Below are 20,930 nucleotides of genomic sequence, written 5' to 3' on the forward strand. Positions count from 1 at the left end.
CGGCGGGATCCGAGGGTCCGGGCTGTCCGGAAGCGCTGGACGTACGTACAGAAACTGGCAGTTGGAGCCCGGTGCACGATCACAGAACGTATGCAACCTATTGCTGGTGCTTGCGTCAAGTGACGTTGGCAGTGGCGTCCACCAGGAAGTAACAGTGGGGCAGAGTCCGGACAGGGGGATTCAGGCCTGGGGAGACAGGAGTGGGGGGCGGCACGGCGGCCGCCCCCCACTCCTCTGTCGACGCTCTGTCAGTTGGACTTACCAACTGAGCCGGTCGAGTCGTCGCCCGGACGCCCGGTGCCGCCATCGGAACCACCGGCTCCGGCCTCGGGCGCGGCACCCGCCGCGGGCTCTACGGCGACCGACGGGCCGAGCGGCGTGGTCGTGTCCAGTACGCCGGGGGCCTCCGCGGGCTCCGCGGCGGCGGCCACCACGATGCCGGTCTTCGCGCGGCGCCCGCGCTTCTCGATCCACGTGGCGAGCGAGGAGAGCGCCATGCAGAGCGCGATGTAGATGGCACCGACGACGACGACCGTCTGGACGAACGGGTACGTGCCGTTCACCGGCGTGTTGTTGGCGATCAGCCGCGCTGAGTACAGCAGCTCGGGGTAGAGGATGATGTAGCCGAGCGAGGTGTCCTTGAGCGTCACCACGAGCTGGCTGATGATCGTCGGCAGCATGGAGCGCACGGCCTGCGGGAACAGGATGCCGGCCGTCACCTGCGTCTTGCTCATGCCCAGCGCGTAGGCGGCCTCCCGCTGGCCCTTCGGCACGGCGTTGACGCCCGCGCGCAGGACCTCGGCCTGGACGCAGCCGTTGTAGATCGAGAGGCCGAGGACGAGCGCCCAGAACGGCGTCATGTCGCCGACGACGCCGACCCACAGGGCGAAGATCGTGATCAGCAGCGGGATCGACCGGAAGAGGTCGATGAAGATCACTGAGGCCCAGCGCACCACCCGGTGGTCGGAGAGCCTGCCGACACAGAGGACGACCGCGAAGACCAGCGAGAGGACAGCGGCGAGCGCGAAAGCCTTCAGGGTCGCGAGGAGCGCTTCGAAGATGTTCTCGCGGATGCCGGAGTAGTTGAAGATGTCCCACAGGGCACCTTCGAACTCACCCTTCTCGTTGAGCCGCAGAACGACCCAGACGATCAGGCCGAGCACCGCCGCGGTGCCGACGACCGAGTAGATCCGGTTGCGGATCTTGGCCTTGGGGCCGGGGGCGTCGAAGAGGACACTGGCGCTCATCGGGCGACCTCCATACGGTGCTCCAGCAGCCGGAAGGCGCCGTTGATGGCGTAGGTGATGACCAGGTACGCGAGCGTGATCCAGAGGAAGATCATGGCGATGTCGTAACCGTCGTTGCTGAGGGTCTTGGCGACGTTGAACAGGTCGACGTTGTCGAAGCTGCCCGCGATCGCGGAGTTCTTCGTCAGCGCGATGAAGATCGACCCCATCGGGGCGACCACCGCGCGGGTGGCCTGGGGGAGCACCACGACCCGCATGACCTGCGTGAAGCTCATGCCGATCGCGCGGGCCGCCTCGGCCTGACCCATCGGCACGGTGTTGATGCCCGAGCGCAGGGCCTCGGCTATGAAGGACGACGTGTAGAAGCCCAGCGCCACGACGCCGAGCACGAAGGAGTCCATCTCCGGGAACAGGATCTTCGGAAGGATGAAGAAGGCCACCAGGAACAGCAGGGTCAGCGGGGTGTTCCGCAGGACGTTCACCCACACGGTGCCGAAGACGCGCAGTGGCGGCACCGGTGAGACCCGGAAGGCGGCGATGATCACACCGAGCACCAAGGCGATGATCCCGCTGACCACGGTCAGCTCCACGGTGCCGATGAACCCCTCGCGGAACAGCGACAGGTTGTCGGTCAGTACGTTCATGAATTCTCCGCGAGAGGGCGGTCGGGCGGCGACGGGCTCACAAGACGCCCCGCCCCGTACGGACGTATCGGCCGTACGAAGCGGGGCGCGTGGTCCTACTTGGGGTCGGTGAAGGCCGGCGGGTCCTTGTACTCGGAGCCGGACTTGCCGATGGTGGCGTCGAACGCCTTCTTGTAGTCGCCGTTCTCCTGGTGCGCCTTGATGGCGTCCGCGACGGCCTTCTGAAGCGCCTTGTCGCCCTTCTTGAGGCCGACACCGTAGGGCTCGTCCGAGAAGGGCTTGCCGACGACCTTGAGCTTCTTCGGGTTCTGCGCCGCGTAGCCCATCAGGATGGCGTCGTCGGTGGTGACGGCGTCGACCTGGTCGTTGAGCATCTGCGCCACGCACTCGGAGTACTTGGACAGCTCGGTCACCTTGGCGCCGTACTTCGGCTTCTTGATGTTCTGCAGCGGCGTGGAGCCCACGATGGAGCAGACCTTCTTGCCGCGGACCGTCTCCGGGCCCTTGATGTCCTTCTCGTCCTTGCGGACCAGCAGGGAGGCACCGGCGTGGTAGTACGGCCCGGCGAAGTCGATCTGCTTCTTGCGCTCGTCGTTGATCGTGTACGTGCCGATCATGAAGTCGACGTCGCCCTTGGAGACCGCGGTCTCGCGGGCGCCGGAGTCGACCGTCTTCCACTCGATCTGCTTGGGCGAGAAGCCGAGGTCGGCCGCGATCATCTTGGCGATCTCGATGTCGAACCCGGAGTACTCCTTGGTCGACTGGTCCTGGAAGCCCAGGTAAGGCTGGTCGGCCTTGGCGCCGATGACCAGCTTGCCGCGCTTCTTGGCGTCCTTGAAGACGGACGAGTCGATCGAGACGTCCTTCTTGACCGTGTAGCTGAGGGCCTTGGTGTCCTTGCTGTCCGGGCCCTCCGGCTTGTCGCCGGCGGAACCCTCTTTGCCGCCGCAGGCGGTGGCGGTCAGCGCGAGCGCGGCGATGGCCGCCGCGGTGGCGGCGGACTTGCGGAGCTTCATGGTGAACATCCTCTTGTTTCGGCAGGAGTTGAGACGGCGCGGGAGCCTCAGTGCTTAAGGATCTTCGACAGGAAGTCCTTGGCCCGGTCACTGCGCGGGTTGCTGAAGAACTGGTCCGGCGTGGCCTCCTCGACGATCCGGCCGTCCGCCATGAAGACGACGCGGTTCGCCGCGGACCGGGCGAAGCCCATCTCGTGGGTGACGACGACCATCGTCATCCCGTCGCGGGCGAGCTGTTGCATCACCTCGAGGACCTCGTTGATCATCTCCGGGTCGAGCGCCGACGTGGGCTCGTCGAAGAGCATCACCTTGGGGTCCATCGCCAACGAACGTGCGATCGCGACGCGTTGCTGCTGACCGCCGGAGAGCTGGGCGGGGTACTTGTCGGCCTGCGAGGCGACGCCCACGCGGTCGAGCAGACCGCGTGCCTTCGTCTCCGCCTCCGCCTTGCCGGTCTTGCGCACCTTGATCTGGCCCAGCGTCACGTTCTCGAGCACGGTCTTGTGCGCGAAAAGGTTGAAGGACTGGAAGACCATGCCCACGTCCGCACGGAGGCGGGCGAGCTCCTTGCCTTCCTGGGGCAGCGGCTTGCCGTCGATCGAGATGGCTCCCGAGTCGATCGTCTCCAGGCGGTTGATGGCGCGGCACAGGGTCGACTTGCCGGACCCTGAGGGGCCGATCACCACGACGACCTCGCCACGGGCGATGGTGAGGTCGATGTCCTGGAGGACGTGCAGAGCGCCGAAGTGCTTGTTGACGTTCTTCAGCACGACCAGGTCGTCCGCCCCGGGCGGTATGGCGTCCTTGGTCACCGATACTTCGGTCACGGCTTGTTGCTCCATCCTCCTCGGTTGGGAGGACAGTAATAACCCAGTGCGACCAGCGTCATTACATCTGAGGGGAAATTGAGCATAACGATCCGGCCGCAACCGGACACACCGTGTGAAGAGGGTCCACGATGTGCGTACCGGCTGGATAACGGAACGTGTCCGTGACCCGATCCCTCTTGACGCGGTCCTTACCCATCGGCGTGGATGCCTTGTGCGCATGCGCGCTGCGCGACTACCGGCCACAACGGAATGACGGATGAACTGGAGGGGGCCCGTATGAGACTGCTTCTTGTCGAGGACGACGATCACGTGGCCGCCGCCCTGTCCGCGATCCTGACCCGGCACGGCTTCGACGTCGTACACGCCCGGAACGGCGAAGAGGCACTCCAGGCCCTGCTGCCCGCACAGGCGCCCCCTTTTGGAGTGGTCCTGCTCGACCTCGGCCTGCCCGACCAGGACGGCTACGAGGTCTGCGGCAAGATCCGCAAGCGCGGCTCGACACCGGTGATCATGGTGACCGCCCGCGCCGACGTACGCTCCCGGATACACGGCCTGAACCTCGGAGCCGATGACTACGTAGTGAAGCCGTACGACACCGGTGAGCTGATCGCCCGCATCCACGCGGTCATCCGGCGCCCCACGCCCGGCGGCGCGACGGCGCCCGGCGACAGCGAGCTGCGGCTCGGTTCCGTCCACATCGAACTGCCCACCCGCCAGGTCAGCGTGGCGGGTTCGGTTGTCCAACTGACCCGCAAGGAGTTCGACTTGCTCGCACTCCTTGCCCAGCGCCCCGGAGTGGTGTTCCGCCGCGAACAGATCATCAGCGAAGTGTGGCGCACCAGTTGGGAAGGGACGGGGCGCACGCTGGAAGTGCACGTGGCGTCCCTGCGCTCCAAGTTGCACATGCCCGCCCTGATCGAGACGGTGCGCGGCGTCGGCTACCGCCTCGTCGCCCCGGCCACGTAGCAAGAGCGAGGACAGGTGCGCTCCCGCCTCCTCCCGCTGCTGATCGTCCTCATGGCGGGCGTGCTGCTCGCGCTCGGGTTCCCGCTGGCCGTCAGTGTCGCGGCGGCGCAACAGCAGAAGGTGATCGTCGACCGGATCGACGACACGGCGCGGTTCGCCTCCCTCGCGCAGTTCGTCACCAAACGCCCCACGGGCTCCCGGGTGAAAGGTGGCACGGACGAGCGCCGCGAGACGCTGCAGAAGGAACTCGACGACTACTACGAGGTCTACGGCATCAGAGCGGGTGTCTTCTACCGCGACGACGACCCCATGGCCCACGCCCCGGCCTCCTGGTACCTGCCCTCCAAGGGAGATGTCCGCGGAGCCTTCCAGGAGGCACTGCGCTCCCGTGGCAGCCATGACCCCGAGCAGGTGTGGCCGTGGCAGCGCGGCCGCCTCGCCGTCGCGTCCCCGGTGATCAGGGACGGGGACGTGATCGCCGTGGTGGTCACCGACTCGCCCACGGGACGCATGCGTTCGAAGACGCTCCAGGGCTGGCTGCTCATCGCCGCGGGCGAATCGGCGGCCATGCTCCTGGCGGTGGGAGCGGCCCTGCGCCTCACCGGCTGGGTGCTGCGCCCGGTGCGGGTCCTGGACGCCACCACGCATGACATAGCGACCGGACGCCTCAAGTCACGTGTCGCCGCCGCGGGCGGGCCACCAGAACTCAGACGCCTCGCCCGGTCGTTCAACGAGATGGCCGACCATGTGGAGGACGTGCTGGAACAGCAGCGTGCCTTCGTCGCCGACGCCTCGCACCAGCTGCGCAACCCCCTCTCCGCCCTGCTGCTCCGCATCGAACTCCTCGCCCTCGAACTGCCCGAGGGCAACGAGGAGATCGCCTCCGTCCGTACCGAGGGCAAGCGCCTGGCCCAGGTCCTCGACGACCTGCTCGGCCTGGCGCTCGCCGAGCACGCGGCGGCCGACCTGCGCCTCACCGACATCGGCGAGCTGGCGGCCGAGCGCGTCGCCGCCTGGCGGCCGCTCGCCGACGAGCGGGGCGTACGGCTCACGGGCGACTGCCCGGCGACCACCGGCTGGGCCGACCCGGTCGCCCTCTCCAGCGCGCTGGACGCGGTGATCGACAACGCCCTGAAGTTCACCCCCGAGGGAGGGCCGGTCCACGTGACGGTCTCCTCCAGCAACGGAACGACGACCGTGGTGGTCACCGACGGCGGGCCCGGTCTCACCGACGACGAGCTTGCGCGCGTCGGCGACCGCTTCTGGCGCAGCAACCGCCACCAGAACGTGCAGGGCTCGGGGCTCGGCCTGTCCATCTCGCGGGCCCTGCTCACGGCCGGCGGCGGCTCCATCGCGTACGCGCGGAACGAACCGCATGGACTGAAGGTGACCGTCAGCGTTCCCCGTAGCGGGCCGTCAGCGGCCTCCTGAGGGCCGCTGACGGCCCTCGCCAGGTTTCTCCTCGGCCCTCCCCATGCCCCCGCTCACGGTTTGACCGAGCGGTAGTAGCGGCGCGCCCCGTCGTGCAGCGGGAGGGGATCGGTGAACAGGGCGGTCCGTAGATCGACCAGCTGGGCCGCATGCACCTCATCGCCGATGTGGTCGCGGCTGTCGATCACGGTGCGGGTCAGCCCGGCGGTCAGGTCGGCGTCGGCCCGGTCGGTCGTGACCAGAAGGTTCGCGACCGCCAGCGTGGGCACCGCGGAGCCCTGCTGGGCGAGGGGGTAGGCGTCGGCCGGCATCGTCGCGGCCCGGTAGTAGCGCGAGGCGCCGCCCTGCTTGTGCAGCCTCTCGACGAGGTAGCCGAGCTGGACGAGGCGGAGGTCCATGTCCTTGGAGAGCGTGCGCACAGCGGTGGTCGGCAGCCCGCCCGACCAGAAGAAGGCATCGATGGAGCGGTTCTTCAGGAGGTCCGGCATGGTGTCGATGCCCGCGGACACCGGCTCGATGTCCGTGTCCGGATCGAGGCCCGCGGCGTCCAGCACCCTGTCCGCTATCAGCCGCACGCCCGAGCGGTCCTGCCCCACCGCCACCCGCTTGCCCCGCAGATCTTCCACGGACTGGATGTCGGAGCCCCGGGGCACCACCAACTGGACGTAGTCGTCGTAGAGGCGTGCGCAGCCCCGCAGGCGGCCCGCCTCGGGCGCGCCCTCAAGGCGGTACTTCTCGACGGCGTCGGCGGCCGCGATGGTGAAATCGGCCTCGCCCGTCGCCACCCGCTCGATGTTCTGCGGCGACCCCTGGCTGTTGAGGAGCTCCACGTCCACCTTCGGCATGTCCTGCGAAATCGCTGTGCGCAAGAGCTTTCCGTACCGCTCGTAGACGCCGTTCCGCACGCCCGTGCTGAACTTCATCCGCCCGCTCGGAGAGTCCTCGCCCACCGGAAGCAGCCACCACGACAGCAGCCCGAGCACCACGAGCGCCGCGGCCGAGCCCTGAAGGGCGCGGCGCCTGCCGATGCGGGGAAGGACCTGGAGCATGCGCGCGATCCTGCCAGCCCGCTCACCGTGATGACCAGGGGCGAGGTCACACCACACCCCGCTGGGAGCCGTCTCCGGAGTGCCCGGGTTCGCCATCGGCGGCCACGCGCGCGTGGCGACCCCGTACTCTGGGGGGCGAGATGAGCGCGAAGACTTACGAGGTGCGCACCTACGGGTGCCAGATGAACGTCCATGACTCCGAGCGGCTCTCCGGGCTGCTGGAGGACGCCGGCTACGAACGTGCGCCCGAAGGAGCCGACGGCGACGCCGACGTCGTCGTCTTCAACACGTGCGCCGTGCGCGAGAACGCCGACAACCGCCTGTACGGCAATCTCGGCCGCCTGGCCCCGATGAAGACGAAGCGTCCCGGGATGCAGATCGCCGTCGGCGGCTGCCTCGCCCAGAAGGACCGCGACACCATCGTCAAGAAGGCGCCCTGGGTCGACGTCGTCTTCGGCACGCACAACATCGGCAAGCTGCCGGTCCTCCTGGAGCGCGCCCGCGTCCAGGAAGAGGCGCAGGTCGAGATCGCCGAGTCGCTCGAGGCCTTCCCGTCGACGCTTCCGACCCGGCGCGAGAGCGCGTACGCCGCGTGGGTCTCCATCTCCGTCGGCTGCAACAACACTTGCACCTTCTGCATCGTCCCCGCCCTGCGCGGCAAGGAGAAGGACCGCAGGACCGGCGACATCCTCTCGGAGATCGAGGCACTCGTCGGCGAGGGCGTCAGCGAGATCACCCTCCTCGGGCAGAACGTGAACGCGTACGGCTCCGACATCGGCGACCGAGAGGCCTTCAGCAAGCTGCTGCGCGCTTGCGGGAAGATCGAGGGCCTGGAGCGCGTGCGCTTCACCTCACCGCACCCCCGCGACTTCACCGACGACGTGATCGCCGCGATGGCCGAGACGCCGAACGTGATGCCGCAGCTCCACATGCCGTTGCAGTCCGGTTCGGACCCCGTCCTGAAGGCGATGCGCCGCTCGTACCGCCAGGACCGCTTCCTGGGGATCATCGAGAAGGTCCGCGCCGCCATGCCGGACGCGGCGATCTCCACCGACATCATCGTGGGCTTCCCCGGCGAGACCGAGGAGGACTTCGAGCAGACGATGCACGTGGTCCGCGAGGCCCGCTTCGCCAACGCCTTCACCTTCCAGTACTCCAAGCGCCCCGGGACCCCGGCCGCGACCATGGAGGGGCAGATCCCCAAGGATGTCGTCCAGTCGCGCTACGAGCGCCTGGTGGCCCTCCAGGAGGAGATCTCCTGGGAGGAGAACAAGAAGCAGGTCGGCCGCACCCTGGAGCTGATGGTCGCCGAGGGCGAGGGCCGCAAGGACGGCGCCACGCACCGCCTCTCCGGCCGCGCCCCCGACAACCGCCTGGTGCACTTCACCAAGCCGGACACCGAGGTGCGCCCCGGTGACGTCGTGACGGTCGAGATCACCTACGCCGCCCCGCACCACCTGCTCGCCGAGGGCGCCGTCCTGAACGTGCGTCCCACGCGCGCGGGCGACGCCTGGGAGAAGCGCAACACAGAGGCGGCCGCGAAGCCCGCGGGCGTCATGCTGGGCCTGCCGAAGATCGGCGCTCCCGCGCCGCTGCCGGTGGCGACGGGGAGCGGCTGCGGCTGCGACTGACCTGAGGTGAGGGCCGTCGGCGGCGGGGGCCGCCGACGCCGGGTCGGGGGCTGCGATGGCGCTCTGGGCGCTTCTGGTGGACAAGGCCGCCCACGGGGGCGAGCGTGTGCCCGGCGAAGTCGTCGCCACCGTAGAGGGCACCCATGACGAAGCCGTGGAGCACTTCGCGGAATTCGTACGCCTCTACCGACCCCGGCACCCGAGGTACCCGCGGCGCGCCCGCCGTTACCGCACGGCCGGCGGCTGGCTGCTCATCGGCGACGGCTCCTCCGGTGTCGTACCCCTGTCGGTTCTTGATCTGCGAGCTGGAGTGGGACTCGGGACCGGTCTCCCAGTAGGCGCGTTACGCTGCGGATCATGCTTGTCGCCGCCGCCGTGTGCCCTTGTCCGCCCCTGCTCGTCCCCGAAGTCGCCGCGGGGGCCGCTCCCGAACTGCACGCCGCGCGCGCGGCGTGCACGGACGCCATCGGAGTCCTCGCCGCCGCCAGGCCCGATCGGCTGGTCGTGGTGGGTCCGGCCGAGCCCAGCGGGCAGGGATCGCATGCGCAGGGCGCGCGCGGGTCCTTCCGGGGCTTCGGGGTCGATCTCGGCGTACGACTTGGTTGCCCCCAGGGCGAGGGTGAGGACGACGCCGACGGTGAGGCGGCCGGGCGCGAGCTTCCGCCGTCGCTCGCGGTGGCCGCCTGGCTGCTCGAGCGCACCCGATGGTCGACCGCTCCCCTGGAAGGCCTGGGCGTGGGGGAACCACTTGCCGCCGAGCGGTGTATGCAACTCGGAGGGGAGATCGCGGGGCGAGCGGACCGCGTGGCCCTGCTGGTGATGGGCGACGCCAGCGCGTGCCGCACGCTGAAGGCGCCGGGGTACTTGGACGAGCGCGCGGCCGGCTTCGACGAGGAGGTCGGGCGGGCACTCGGCGCGGCCGACGTGGCGGCGTTGCAGGCGCTGGACGCCGAGCTCGCGCACGAACTGCAGGCGGCGGGCCGCGCCCCGTGGCAGGTGCTCGCCGGGGCGGCCGACGGCGCGGCGCTGAGCGGCGAGCTGCTCTACGAGGACGCGCCGTACGGCGTGGGGTATCTGGTGGCCGCCTGGTCGTAGTGACGGGGTGGTGTTGGTGACCGGGCGGTCCTAGTGAGCGCTTGGTTCCAGTGACCGGGTGGCCGTAGTGACCGCCTGGCCCCTGGTGACCTGCTGGTCGCAGCGCCTCCAGAGGCCGAGCGATTCCTGCCCGTCTCACGGCGGTCCGCCCGCCGCCCGACGCCCGGCGCCGACGCCTGACACGCGCGCGAAGGCGGACGTGGTCCGGGCGACCACCGGTTACGCGATCGGTGGCGTACCGCCCTTCGGCCACGTGACCAGGACCCGGGTGCTCGCCGACCGCTCCCTGCTGGAGCACGACGTGGTGTGGGCGGCGGCGGGCACGCCGTACGCCGTCTTTCCGATGGCCCCGAAGACGCTGATCGCCCGCCGACCGGACGGACAGGCGCGACGGCCGTGCTGACGGGGTCGCGCCCGACAGCCGGAGGGGCAGCCTCGACGGCCGTGCTGACGGGGGCCGATGGGATGTGCGGACGGACCGTGCGGACAGGCCCGGCGGGCCGTGCTGACGAGGCCCCGACGGCCGCGCGGACGGGCGCCGGGCGGTCCCGACGGCCGCGCGGACGGGCCTTCGGACGGGCCGGACGGGCCTTCGGACGGGCCCGCCGACCGTGTTCACGGCCGTCCCCGCGCACGGCGACGGCCGTGAAGCGGCATGCTTCACGGCCGTCCGCCGATGCGGGTCAGGGAGCCGGAGGGGGCGTCGGAGGCGCCGACGGCGGCGGAGTGGCGCTGCCGCCGTCGTCCTTGCCCTTGCCCTGGTCCTGCGCGGCGAGGCGGTCGACGGCGTCCTTCGCCTTGCCCGTGCCCGCCTGGATCTTGTCGCTGTACTTGCCCTTGGTCTTCTTGTCGACCACCTGCGCGGCCTTCTCCAGGCCGTGGTCGATCTTGTCCCCATGATGCTGCGCGAGGTCCGAGACCTTGTCCTTGGCAGGGGCGAGCTTGGCTTTCATGCGGTCCAGGAAGCCCATGGGTTCACCTTCCCTCGCTAGGGGGCTGTGGGAGCTACTTTCGGGCGCCCTCACCGGCCTCGGTGTCGGCCGCCTTCTCGGCGGACTGCTGCTTCGGGATGTCCACGCCCTCCGCCGCGGCCGCCTCGTCGCCGCCCTCCGCGGGCTTGTCCTCGGCGGCGCTCTCCTTGTCCGTGCCGGCCTCGGCAACGGGCTTCGAATTGGCCGAGCCGGGGGAGCCCTCCGCGGTTCCCTCGGTCTTCTCCGGCTCGGCCGTCACCGATGCGGCGGCGGCCGCCTCGGTCGTCGTCTCTTCGCTGTCCTTGGCCTTCCGGCGGAACCTTGCAAAAACGCCCATATCTACTCCATACGTTACTCGTGTGGGCGAAATCCCGCGCCGCCCGGTGCGGCACATTGCGTCGCCCGGGTCGTCGGTCCTCGAAACCGGCGGCCGGAACCTCGCAACAGGCAACGACCTGAGAGCCCTGTCGTCACGTAGCTCGTTCGGGAAGTGGACGTGGGGTTTGCGAGACTGGGGCGGTGAGTAGCGCAGCTCCCGCCCCGCGGGTCATCGCCGTCGTCGGTCCCACCGCGGCCGGAAAGTCCGATCTGGGCGTTTTCCTCGCCCAGCGTCTTGGGGGCGAAGTCGTCAACGCCGACTCCATGCAGCTCTACCGAGGGATGGATATCGGCACCGCCAAGCTGACACCCGAAGAGCGCGACGGAGTTCCCCACCACCTCCTCGACATCTGGGACGTCACGGAGGCGGCCAGCGTCGCCGAGTACCAGAAGCTGGCCCGCGCGCACATCGACCGTCTGCTCGCCGAGGGGCGCTGGCCGATCCTGGTCGGCGGCTCCGGGCTGTACGTCAGGGGGGCCGTCGACCACTTGGAGTTCCCCGGCACCGACCCCGCCGTGCGCGCCCGCCTGGAGGAGGAGCTGGTCCTGCGGGGCCCCGGAGCGCTGCACGCACGCCTCGCCGCCGCGGACCCGGGGGCCGCCCAGGCGATCCTGCCGAGCAACGGCCGCCGGATCGTCCGCGCCCTGGAGGTCATCGAGATCACCGGCAAGCCCTTCACCGCCAACCTCCCGAGGCACGAATCCGTGTACGACACGGTCCAGATCGGCGTCGACGTCGCCCGCCCCGAACTCGACGAACGCATCGCCACGCGCGTGGACCGCATGTGGGACGCGGGCCTGGTCGACGAGGTACGCGCGCTGGAGGCCCGAGGGCTCCGCGAGGGGCTCACGGCTTCGCGGGCGCTCGGCTACCAGCAGGTGCTTGCCGCCCTCGCCGGAGAGTGCACCGAGGAGGAGGCGCGCGCCGAGACGGTGCGCGCCACCAAACGCTTCGCGCGCCGCCAGGACTCGTGGTTCCGGCGCGATCCCCGGGTGCACTGGCTCAGTGGGGCCGTGGCCGATCGCGGGGAACTCCCGGCACGCGCACTGGCGTTGGTCGAACGACCGGTCACAGCCTGATCACGTGATGGCATCGGGACGCTCCGGCGGTCATCCGGGCACCTGACGGCGTGCCATCATCGACCATCGATCGACCAGTGAAGTCCGAAGTGGGAGGGCGCGTGGCGATGGAGGCCGGCCCTCGTGACACCGCGCATGACGGCGGAGAGCAGCTGAGTCCCGACGGCCCCGACGAGGCGCCGGGAGGCGTGACGGACGACGGTCCCGGCGCGGACGAGATGTCCGCGGAGGCCGAGGTCGAGGTCGAGCTGCGCCCGCAGCGACGCCTGCGCATCTGGCAGCTCGCGCCCATCGTGATCCTCGCCGCGGTCGGATCCCTCATGTTCGCCTTCCCGCTCGCCTTCGAGTTCGGCGACGGCGGCGCGGTGGTCGCCATGCTCGGACTGCTGCTCAGCTGCTGTGCGGCCGGCTGGGGGATGATGGCCGCCCGCCGGGTGGGGCACACCTGGCCGGGGCTGCCCGAGCGCGGCTCCGGACGCCGCCCGGACTGGCGGGTCGTCTCCGCGTACGCCCTGCTGTTCCTCGGCGCCGCTGTCCTCGCCGTGTGGCGGGTGGCCCGACTCCGCTGAGGCCGCCACCGGCAGCCCGCGGGCATCGGGCCGACCGAGTGTCGTACCCACCCCGTACGATCGAGGGATGAGCACGCGGATCGCCTTCCTCAAGGGGCACGGGACCGAGAACGACTTCGTGATCATCCCGGACCCGGACAACGCCATCGAGCTGCCCCCGGCCGCAGTCGTCGCCCTGTGCGATCGCCGGGCGGGCATCGGTGGCGACGGCGTCCTGCACGTCGTACGCTCCGCCGCCCACCCCGAGGCCCGTCATCTCGCGGACGAGGCCGAATGGTTCATGGACTACCGCAACGGCGACGGGTCGATCGCCGAGATGTGCGGCAATGGAGTGCGCGTCTTCGCCCGGTACCTCCAGCACGCGGGTCACATCGGCGCGGGCGACCTGGCGGTGGCCACCCGTGGTGGGGTGAAGACCGTGCACATCGCCAAGGCGGAATCCGGCGGCGAGATCACCGTGGGCATGGGCAAGGCGCGCCTCTCCGGAGACGACGTCACGGTCTCGGTCGCCGACCACGAGTGGCCCGCCCTCAACGTGAACATGGGCAACCCCCACGCGGTCGCCTTCGTGGACGACCTCTCCCAAGCGGGCAACCTCTACGCCCCGCCGCTTTTCAGCCCCGCTGCCGCCTACCCGGACGGGGTGAACGTCGAGTTCGTCGTCGACCGCGGCCCGCGTCACGTCGCCATGCGCGTGCACGAGCGCGGCGCGGGGGAGACCCGCTCGTGCGGCACCGGCACGTGCGCCGTGGCCGTGGCCGCGGCCCGCAGGGACGGCGTGGACCCGGCCGCCACCGGCGCCCCGGTCACGTACACCGTCGACGTGCTCGGCGGGCGCCTGGTGATCACCGAGCGGCCCGACGGCGAGATCGAGATGACCGGCCCCGCCGTGATCGTCGCCGAAGGCGAGTTCGCGTCCGAATGGCTCGAAACGGCAATCGCATGAACTGTCGCTCGAATGGGTGATCCGTTTCACGCTCGGCGAGAGGTGGTCAGTGCCGCGTGATGGGCTCGGTAGCATCAAGCACCGGCCCGGACGGAGTACGTCACCGTCCGTTCACCGCCGGTCGACGCAGCCGGAGGTGCCCATGAGCGCGGAGGCCACGAACCCTGCCACGCCCGTCCCCATGACGACCGGGGGCCAGCGCAGGCGCGGCCGCGCCCGTCTCGACCTGCGCAGGCTCGGCAGGGCCGCCCTGCTGGGACCCGCCACCCGCGACCGCCTCCCCGACGCGATCGGCCACGTGGCGGAGGCACACCGGGCCCACTATCCGGACGCCGACCTGGAGCCGCTGCGCCGTGCGTACGTCCTGGCGGAGTCCTCGCACCGGGGCCAGACGCGCAAGAGCGGCGAACCGTACATCACGCACCCCCTCGCCGTGACCCTGATCCTCGCCCAGCTCGGCGCGGAGATCACCACCTTGACCGCGTCCCTGCTCCACGACACCGTCGAGGACACCGACGTGACCCTCGACCAGGTACGGGCCGAGTTCGGCGACGACGTCTGCTACCTCGTCGACGGCGTCACCAAACTCGAAAAGGTCGACTACGGAGCGGCGGCCGAGCCGGAGACCTTCCGCAAGATGCTCGTCGCCACCGGCAACGACGTACGCGTCATGTCGATCAAACTCGCCGACCGCCTGCACAACATGCGCACGCTCGGTGTCATGCGCCCCGAGAAGCAGGCCCGCATCGCCAAAGTGACCCGGGACGTCCTCATTCCGCTCGCCGAGCGCCTCGGCGTACAGGCGCTCAAGACCGAGCTGGAGGACCTCGTCTTCGCGATCCTCCACCCGCAGGAGTACGCCGAGGTCAAGGCCCTCATCGATGCCAACGCCGCAAGCGAGCGGGACCCGCTCGGGGACATCGCCGGTGAGGTGCGCGGCGTGCTCCGAGAGGCGGGCATCACCGCCGAGGTCCTCATCAGGCCGCGGCACTTCCTCTCCGTCCACCGGGTGCACCGCAAGCGCGGTGAGCTGCGCGCCTCGGACTACGGCCGCCTCCTCGTGCTCGTCAACGAAGACGCGGACTGTTACGGAGTCCTCGGCGAACTGCACACCTGCTTCACGCCGGTCGTCTCGGAGTTCAAGGACTTCATCGCCGTACCGAAGTTCAACCTCTACCAATCGCTGCACACGGCGGTGGCCCGCCCGGACGGCCAGGTCGCCGAGGTCCTCATCCGCACGCACCAGATGCACCAGGTCGCCGAGGCGGGCGTCGTCGCACTGCGCAATCCCTACGCTCCTTCCTCGGAGGAGCCATCTGACCGGGCCGACGACGAGCGTGTGGACCCGACCAGGCCCGGCTGGCTCTCCCGGCTCCTCGACTGGCAGCAGGCCGCGCCCGACCCGGACACGTTCTGGTCGACGCTGCGCGAAGATCTCGCGCAGGACCGCGAGATCGCCGTCTTCCGCCCCGACGGCGGCACGCTCGGCCTGCCCGCCGGCGCCAGCTGCGTGGACGCCGCCTACGCCCAGTACGGCGAGGACGCGCACGCCTGCATCGGCGCACGCGTCAACGGCCGTCTGGCGACGCTCAGCACCGTCCTGCGGGACGGCGACACCGTGCAGTTGCTCATGGGGCAGGACGCCACATCCGGGCCGTCGAGCGAGTGGCTCGACCACGCCCGCACGCCCGGCGCCCGCATCGCGATCCGGCGCTGGCTGACGACGCATCCGGCGCCCGCTCCCGCCCCCACGCCGTCCCGTCGGCGGCCGGCCCAGCAGACACCGGTGACCACGCCCCGCCCCGAGGCCGCCGACGCGTCTCGTCCGGCTGCCGCGAGCGCCGTGGTGGACCGCGAGGGCGCGACCGTACGCCTGGCGGGGTGTTGTACGCCGGTGCCGCCCGACGCCATCACCGCCTTCGCCGTGCGCGGAGGCGTCGTAACCGTCCACCGTGTCGGCTGTCCGGCGGTGGAGCGCATGAAGGAAGTGGGGCGCGCGGAGGTCGGCGTGCGCTGGGGGGACACCACGGAGTGCCGGGTGACCCTGACCGCCGAATCGTTCGGCCGCGCCCACCTCCTCGCCGACCTCACCGAGGCAATCGCCCTTGAGGGCGTCGCCATCATCTCCGCGACCGTGGAACCGCCCACCCAGCAGCGCGTCCGCCACACGTACACGCTGCAACTGCCGGACGCGGCGCACCTTCCGGCGTTGATGCGGGCCATGCGCGCCGTGCCGGGCGTGTACGACGTGAGCCGCGCCCAGCACCCGGCCGCCGCCGCCCACTGACCCCGGGGGCCGGGTCCGTCGACTCGGCTCATCGAACGCAGGCACGGCGACTCGTTCGAGTGGCCGGAACGCGCGTCGTCACCCCGTGACGGGCCCGCGCTGATAGCCGTAAGCCATGCTGCTCACCCCTCGGATCACGGCCCAGCGGCCGAAGGCCCTTCGCACCCCCCGCATCGCCGCGGCACTGATCGCGGCGACCGCATCCGCCGCCCTCGTCGCCGCGAGCGCGCCGTCGCCGGCCGCCCCGCTCGGCATCGGCGACCCGCTCTTCCCGCACCTGGGCAACCCCGGGTACGACGTGGACTCGTACGACATCGCTTTCACCTACGGCGGTGACAACCGCAAGCCCCTGGATGCCGTCACCAAGATCGACGCCCGTGTCACGTCGCCCCTGGAGCGCGTGAACCTCGACTTCACCCACAGCAAGGTCCGCTCCGTCGAGGTCAACGGCGAAACCGCCCGCTTCGACAGCACCGGTGAGGACCTGGTCCTCACGCCGTCCGCGCCGGTCGCGCCCGGCGAGCGGCTGCGGATCACCGTCCGGCACACCAGCGACCCCGTCTCCGCCAAGGACGCCCAGAGCGGCTGGCTGCGCACGAGGGACGGGCTCGCCATGGCCAACCAGGCGGACGCCGCCCACCTGGTCTTCCCGTGCAACGACCATCCGGCGGACAAGGCGGCGTTCACCTTCCGTGTCACGGCACCCAAGGGACTCACCGCTGTCGCCAACGGCCTGCCGGTAGCCAAGGCGCGCCGTGCCGACGGGACCACCACGTGGGCGTACCGCACCCATCACCCGATGGCGACGGAACTGGCGCAGGTGTCGATCGGGCGCTCCACCGTGGTGCACCGCAAGGGCCCGCACGGCCTTCCCGTACGCGATGTGGTGCCCACCAAGGACCGCAAGCTCCTGGAGCGCTGGCTGAAGAAGACGCCCGGCCAGATCGACTGGATGGAGAAGAAGGTCGGCCGCTACCCCTTCGAGACCTACGGCGTCCTGGTGGCCGACGTGCGGACCGGCTTCGAATTGGAGACACAGACGCTCTCTCTCTTCGAGAAAGAGCTCTTCACCCGCCCCGAGTACCCCGAGTGGTACGTCGACGCGATCATGGTGCACGAACTGGCGCACCAGTGGTTCGGCGACAGCGTGAGCCCGCGGACCTGGTCGGACCTGTGGCTCAACGAAGGCCACGCCACCTGGTACGAGGCACTCTTCGCCGAGGAGAAGACGAAGCGGCCCATCAAGGACCGGATGCGGGCGGCCTACTCCCGGTCGGACGGCTGGCGCGCGGCCGGCGGACCGCCCGCCAAGCCCAAGGAGCCCGCTCCCGGGCAGAAGACCAGCCTCTTCCGGCCCGTCGTCTACGACGGCAGTGCCCTGGTTCTCTACGCGCTGCGCCAGGAGATCGGGCGCCGGGCGTTCGAGCACCTTGAGCGGCAGTGGGTCCACATCCACCGTGACGGCAACGCCACGACCGCCGACTTCGTGCGGCTGGCCTCCGAGGTCGCGGGCCGTGACCTGGGAGGATTCTTCGACGCCTGGCTGTACGGGCCGAAGACGCCGCCCATGCCGGGGCACCCGGACTGGCGTACGGGAGCGCCGGAAGGGAAATAACTTCCGGGCAGGGAAAAACACGGATGACGAGACGACCCGTTTCGTGCAACCATCTTCAGGTCGACGGCACGGCCGGTCCGGGCTCCGGGGTTTCCCCTCGGGGACATCTCAGGGTCGGCCGAGGCCGGTCCCGGGAATCTCCGGGCCGACCCGGGCGTTGTCGACTGTGACGGGTGACGCATCCGTCGGCGACGGATCAGGGATCCGTCCGTATTCCATCGACGCATCGACGTAAGGACCCAATGACCTCCTCTTCTTCCCCTTCCCAGGACGCACAGAGCTTCGCGCAGAACTACCCCGAAGGTCTTCGGGCCGATGCCCTGATGGAAGAGGACGTCGCCTGGAGCCACGAGATCGACGGAGAGCGGGACGGCGACCAGCTCGAACGCTCCGACCGCGCGGCTCTGCGCCGCGTCGCCGGACTCTCCACCGAGCTCGAGGACGTCACCGAAGTCGAGTACCGCCAGCTCCGCCTGGAGCGCGTGGTCCTCGTCGGCGTGTGGACCTCCGGGACCGTGGACGATGCGGAGAACTCCCTCGCCGAGCTGGCCGCACTCGCGGAGACCGCGGGCGCGCTCGTGCTCGACGGCGTCATCCAGCGCCGCGACAAGCCGGACCCGGCGACGTACATCGGCTCCGGCAAGGCTCTTGAGCTGCGTGACATCGTGCTCGAGACCGGCGCCGACACCGTCGTCTGCGACGGTGAGCTGAGCCCCGGCCAGCTGATCCACCTCGAAGACGTGGTGAAGGTCAAGGTGGTCGACCGGACCGCCCTGATCCTCGACATCTTCGCCCAGCACGCCAAGTCCCGAGAGGGCAAGGCGCAGGTGGCCCTCGCGCAGATGCAGTACATGCTGCCGAGGCTCCGCGGCTGGGGTCAGTCGCTCTCCCGTCAGATGGGTGGCGGCGGCGGTGGCGGCATGGCCACCCGTGGTCCCGGTGAGACCAAGATCGAGACGGACCGGCGACGGATCCGCGAGAAGATGGCGAAGATGCGCCGTGAGATCGCGGAGATGAAGACGGGCCGCGACATCAAGCGGCAGGAGCGCCGGCGCAATAAGGTGCCTTCGGTCGCGATCGCCGGCTACACGAACGCGGGCAAGTCCTCGCTCCTCAACCGCCTAACGGGCGCGGGCGTCTTGGTGGAGAACGCGCTGTTCGCCACCCTCGACCCGACCGTGCGCCGGGCCGAGACGCCGACCGGCCGTCTCTACACCCTGGCCGACACCGTCGGATTTGTGCGGCATCTGCCGCACCACCTCGTCGAGGCGTTCCGTTCCACGATGGAGGAGGTCGGCGACTCCGACCTGATCCTGCACGTGGTGGACGGTTCGCACCCGGTGCCGGAGGAGCAGCTGGCCGCCGTGCGCGAGGTGATCCGCGATGTGGGCGCCACCGACGTGCCCGAGATCGTCGTGATCAACAAGGCCGACGCGGCGGACCCGCTGGTCCTCCAGCGGCTGATGAGGAACGAGAAGCACGCGATCGCGGTCTCCGCGCGCACCGGTGCCGGTATCGCGGAGCTCCTCGCGCTGATCGACTCCGAACTGCCGCGGCCCAAGGTCGAGATCGAGGCCCTCGTCCCGTACACCCACGGCCAGCTCATCTCGCGTGCGCACGCCGAGGGCGAGGTCCTCTCCGAGGAGCACACCGGCGAGGGCACGCTGCTCAAGGCGCGGGTGCACGAGGAACTCGCCGCGGACCTCGGGCCGTACGTACCGGCCACCCGCTGACGGCAGCCGGTCCGGTCACGGTCCGGCCCAGTCACACGGCGAAGGCCCGCCCCCTCTCCCAGGGGGCGGGCCTTCGCCGTGTCCGTTGCTTCGGTTACTTCAGTTGCCTCGGTTACTGAGAGCCGTACTTCTTGCTCATCATGTCGTAGACCTGTTCGGCGCCCTTGCCCAGCTGCGGTCCCGCCAGCCAGGTGTTCTCGGCCGGGCCGATGGAGGTGTTCGACACGAGCTCGGTCTTGTCGCCCACCATCCGGAACCAGCCGCCGCCGGACGAGCCGCCGGTCATGGTGCAGCCGATGCGGTACATCGTCGGCAGGCTCGGCGACAGCGAGAGACGACCCGGCTTGTCCACGCACTTGTGCATGATCAGACCGTTGTACGGGGGAGCGGCAGGGTAGCCCCAGGCGCCCATCGAACTCACGCTCCGCGTGGTCGGAGTCGAGAAGTCGACATCGAGCGCGTTGCCCACGGTCTCCTCGAGGGACTTGCCGCCCCGCTCCGGCTTCACGTGCATCACGGCGTAGTCATGCGTCGCGCCCGCGCCGCCCGTCGGACCGCCCTCGTTGATCCACTCATTGGAGGTCGAGACCCAGTCCGCCCAGTACTGGCCGTAGGGGGCGATCTCCTGCGCGGCCGCGTTGCCCAGCTCGGCCTCGGACTTGCCGAGGTCGTTGTAGGCGGGCACGAACGCGATGTTGCGGTACCAGCCGCCCTGGGCGCCGGCGTGCACGCAGTGGCCCGCGGTCCACACGAGGTTGGACTTGCCCGGGTTGCGCGGGTCCTTCACGACAGTGCCGGAGCAGACCATCGAACCCTCGGGAGAGTCGAAGAAGATCTTGCCGACGGGGGCGGCGTTCTCGTGGTACGGCGTCTTCTCGGGCTTGGCCCGGACCGGCGACGGGGCGGGGTCGGTCGCGCCCTGGTCGGCGCTCGCGTCCTTCGCTGCGATCGTCTTGTTCGGGTCCTTGGCCTTCTTCATCCGCTCGGGCTTCCAGAGCCCGGCGATGACCGGATTGACGAAGTCCTTGGACTCGCGCAGCCAGTCGTCCTTGTCCCAGTTCTTCCAGGCGCCGTTCCTCCACTTGTCCGGGTCGATGCCGTGCTCCTTGAGCTTGTCGGCGAGCTCGCCGGGCAGCTTGGAGTCGGCACCCTCGGAACCGGCGTCGGAGCCGTCGGATCCCTGGGAAGCGGCGGTGTCCGGCTTGTCGCTCGCCTTGTCCTCGCTCGGACCGCAGGCCGTGGCGGTGAGCGCCAGGGTCGCCGCGAGTCCGGTGGCGGCGAGTGCGGCGCGCCGGCCACGGCTGCGCGCGAAGAGCGCACGAGTGGAACGCATGGTGCTATTACCCCCGATAGAACGAGATTGCATCATTGGTACGTGATTGCGGCATTGCCATGTGCGTGGTGATGGCCATGGAGATTGGCATGCGCCACGGGCACGCGTG

Annotated in this window: 18 protein-coding genes and 1 pseudogene; 11 read left to right on the forward strand and 8 right to left on the reverse strand. The window is 70.0% G+C overall.

Annotation, left to right across the window (positions count from 1 at the left end):
- Positions 1-248: 248 nt before the first annotated feature.
- From ACF062_RS06620 to ACF062_RS06635, 4 genes are all read right to left on the reverse strand, one after another.
- Complete coding sequence (locus ACF062_RS06620; RefSeq protein WP_392136633.1) at positions 249-1,247, reverse strand: amino acid ABC transporter permease; 999 nt, start codon at positions 1,245-1,247, stop codon at positions 249-251.
- The gene (locus ACF062_RS06625) at positions 1,244-1,891 is read right to left on the reverse strand and encodes an amino acid ABC transporter permease (RefSeq protein WP_392136635.1); all 648 of its coding nucleotides are present in this window, start codon (positions 1,889-1,891) and stop codon (positions 1,244-1,246) included. Before ACF062_RS06625 ends, ACF062_RS06620 begins: the two co-directional genes overlap by 4 nt.
- A gap of 95 nt (positions 1,892-1,986) precedes the next feature.
- Positions 1,987-2,907, reverse strand: a complete 921-nt coding sequence (locus tag ACF062_RS06630) for a glutamate ABC transporter substrate-binding protein (protein WP_392136637.1) — start codon at positions 2,905-2,907, stop codon at positions 1,987-1,989.
- A gap of 47 nt (positions 2,908-2,954) precedes the next feature.
- On the reverse strand, positions 2,955-3,734 hold the full coding sequence (locus tag ACF062_RS06635; RefSeq protein WP_392136639.1) for an amino acid ABC transporter ATP-binding protein: 780 nt from the start codon (positions 3,732-3,734) through the stop codon (positions 2,955-2,957).
- A gap of 279 nt (positions 3,735-4,013) precedes the next feature.
- Between ACF062_RS06635 and ACF062_RS06640 the strand changes: the two genes are divergently transcribed.
- Positions 4,014-4,703, forward strand: coding sequence for a response regulator transcription factor (locus ACF062_RS06640; protein ID WP_223777158.1), 690 nt, complete (start codon positions 4,014-4,016; stop codon positions 4,701-4,703).
- 15 nt (positions 4,704-4,718) lie between these two features.
- Positions 4,719-6,134: a sensor histidine kinase gene (locus ACF062_RS06645; RefSeq protein ID WP_392136642.1), complete on the forward strand. Its 1,416-nt coding sequence runs from the start codon at positions 4,719-4,721 to the stop codon at positions 6,132-6,134.
- A gap of 53 nt (positions 6,135-6,187) precedes the next feature.
- Here the strand turns inward: ACF062_RS06645 and ACF062_RS06650 are convergent, their stop codons facing one another.
- Positions 6,188-7,183 (reverse strand): TAXI family TRAP transporter solute-binding subunit, encoded by a 996-nt coding sequence (locus ACF062_RS06650; protein ID WP_392136644.1) that lies wholly within the window; start codon positions 7,181-7,183, stop codon positions 6,188-6,190.
- Positions 7,184-7,323: 140 nt separating this feature from the next.
- On the opposite strand from ACF062_RS06650, the gene miaB reads away from it, so the two are divergent.
- The 3 genes and pseudogenes from miaB to ACF062_RS06665 form a co-directional block, all read left to right on the forward strand.
- Positions 7,324-8,814: a tRNA (N6-isopentenyl adenosine(37)-C2)-methylthiotransferase MiaB gene (gene miaB, locus ACF062_RS06655; protein ID WP_392136646.1), complete on the forward strand. Its 1,491-nt coding sequence runs from the start codon at positions 7,324-7,326 to the stop codon at positions 8,812-8,814.
- A 357-nt stretch (positions 8,815-9,171) separates the two neighbouring features.
- On the forward strand, positions 9,172-9,909 hold the full coding sequence (locus ACF062_RS06660; protein WP_392136648.1) for a class III extradiol dioxygenase subunit B-like domain-containing protein: 738 nt from the start codon (positions 9,172-9,174) through the stop codon (positions 9,907-9,909).
- Between the two features lie 181 nt (positions 9,910-10,090).
- Positions 10,091-10,312, forward strand: a pseudogene (locus ACF062_RS06665) (YbaK/EbsC family protein); the annotation flags it as partial.
- A 280-nt stretch (positions 10,313-10,592) separates the two neighbouring features.
- On the opposite strand, the gene ACF062_RS06670 reads toward ACF062_RS06665, so the two are convergent.
- Positions 10,593-10,880, reverse strand: coding sequence for an antitoxin (locus ACF062_RS06670; protein WP_392136650.1), 288 nt, complete (start codon positions 10,878-10,880; stop codon positions 10,593-10,595).
- Positions 10,881-10,914: 34 nt separating this feature from the next.
- Positions 10,915-11,217, reverse strand: coding sequence for a hypothetical protein (locus tag ACF062_RS06675; RefSeq protein WP_392136652.1), 303 nt, complete (start codon positions 11,215-11,217; stop codon positions 10,915-10,917).
- 182 nt (positions 11,218-11,399) lie between these two features.
- Between ACF062_RS06675 and miaA the strand changes: the two genes are divergently transcribed.
- From miaA to hflX, 6 genes are all read left to right on the forward strand, one after another.
- Positions 11,400-12,338 carry a tRNA (adenosine(37)-N6)-dimethylallyltransferase MiaA gene (gene miaA / locus ACF062_RS06680; RefSeq protein ID WP_392136654.1) on the forward strand — a complete coding sequence of 313 codons (939 nt, stop codon included), beginning with the start codon at positions 11,400-11,402 and terminating at the stop codon, positions 12,336-12,338.
- 107 nt (positions 12,339-12,445) lie between these two features.
- Positions 12,446-12,907, forward strand: a complete 462-nt coding sequence (locus ACF062_RS06685; protein WP_392137668.1) for a hypothetical protein — start codon at positions 12,446-12,448, stop codon at positions 12,905-12,907.
- 67 nt (positions 12,908-12,974) lie between these two features.
- Positions 12,975-13,853 (forward strand): diaminopimelate epimerase, encoded by an 879-nt coding sequence (dapF, locus tag ACF062_RS06690; protein ID WP_392136656.1) that lies wholly within the window; start codon positions 12,975-12,977, stop codon positions 13,851-13,853.
- 142 nt (positions 13,854-13,995) lie between these two features.
- Positions 13,996-16,140 carry a RelA/SpoT family protein gene (locus ACF062_RS06695; RefSeq protein WP_392136658.1) on the forward strand — a complete coding sequence of 715 codons (2,145 nt, stop codon included), beginning with the start codon at positions 13,996-13,998 and terminating at the stop codon, positions 16,138-16,140.
- 115 nt (positions 16,141-16,255) lie between these two features.
- On the forward strand, positions 16,256-17,755 hold the full coding sequence (locus ACF062_RS06700) for a M1 family metallopeptidase (RefSeq protein WP_392136660.1): 1,500 nt from the start codon (positions 16,256-16,258) through the stop codon (positions 17,753-17,755).
- Between the two features lie 242 nt (positions 17,756-17,997).
- Positions 17,998-19,488, forward strand: a complete 1,491-nt coding sequence (gene hflX, locus ACF062_RS06705; protein ID WP_392136662.1) for a GTPase HflX — start codon at positions 17,998-18,000, stop codon at positions 19,486-19,488.
- A 112-nt stretch (positions 19,489-19,600) separates the two neighbouring features.
- On the opposite strand, the gene ACF062_RS06710 is transcribed toward hflX, so the two are convergent.
- A complete protein-coding gene (locus tag ACF062_RS06710; protein ID WP_392136664.1) occupies positions 19,601-20,821 on the reverse strand; it encodes a trypsin-like serine peptidase in 1,221 nt (406 codons plus the stop codon).
- Positions 20,822-20,930 lie beyond the last annotated feature (109 nt).

It is taken from the genome of Streptomyces sp. NPDC015345 (assembly GCF_043078805.1).
Classification (GTDB): Bacteria; Actinomycetota; Actinomycetes; order Streptomycetales; family Streptomycetaceae; genus Streptomyces.

Coding starts and splice junctions, on each gene's coding strand:
- ACF062_RS06620 (WP_392136633.1), bottom strand. CDS start 1,247: ATGAGCGCCAGTGTCCTCTTCGACGCCCCCGGCCCCAAGGCCAAGATC.
- ACF062_RS06625 (WP_392136635.1), bottom strand. CDS start 1,891: ATGAACGTACTGACCGACAACCTGTCGCTGTTCCGCGAGGGGTTCATC.
- ACF062_RS06630 (WP_392136637.1), bottom strand. CDS start 2,907: ATGAAGCTCCGCAAGTCCGCCGCCACCGCGGCGGCCATCGCCGCGCTC.
- ACF062_RS06640 (WP_223777158.1), top strand. CDS start 4,014: ATGAGACTGCTTCTTGTCGAGGACGACGATCACGTGGCCGCCGCCCTG.
- ACF062_RS06650 (WP_392136644.1), bottom strand. CDS start 7,183: ATGCTCCAGGTCCTTCCCCGCATCGGCAGGCGCCGCGCCCTTCAGGGC.
- miaB (WP_392136646.1), top strand. CDS start 7,324: ATGAGCGCGAAGACTTACGAGGTGCGCACCTACGGGTGCCAGATGAAC.
- ACF062_RS06660 (WP_392136648.1), top strand. CDS start 9,172: ATGCTTGTCGCCGCCGCCGTGTGCCCTTGTCCGCCCCTGCTCGTCCCC.
- ACF062_RS06670 (WP_392136650.1), bottom strand. CDS start 10,880: ATGGGCTTCCTGGACCGCATGAAAGCCAAGCTCGCCCCTGCCAAGGAC.
- ACF062_RS06675 (WP_392136652.1), bottom strand. CDS start 11,217: ATGGGCGTTTTTGCAAGGTTCCGCCGGAAGGCCAAGGACAGCGAAGAG.
- ACF062_RS06685 (WP_392137668.1), top strand. CDS start 12,446: ATGGAGGCCGGCCCTCGTGACACCGCGCATGACGGCGGAGAGCAGCTG.
- dapF (WP_392136656.1), top strand. CDS start 12,975: ATGAGCACGCGGATCGCCTTCCTCAAGGGGCACGGGACCGAGAACGAC.
- ACF062_RS06695 (WP_392136658.1), top strand. CDS start 13,996: ATGAGCGCGGAGGCCACGAACCCTGCCACGCCCGTCCCCATGACGACC.
- ACF062_RS06700 (WP_392136660.1), top strand. CDS start 16,256: ATGCTGCTCACCCCTCGGATCACGGCCCAGCGGCCGAAGGCCCTTCGC.
- hflX (WP_392136662.1), top strand. CDS start 17,998: ATGACCTCCTCTTCTTCCCCTTCCCAGGACGCACAGAGCTTCGCGCAG.
- ACF062_RS06710 (WP_392136664.1), bottom strand. CDS start 20,821: ATGCGTTCCACTCGTGCGCTCTTCGCGCGCAGCCGTGGCCGGCGCGCC.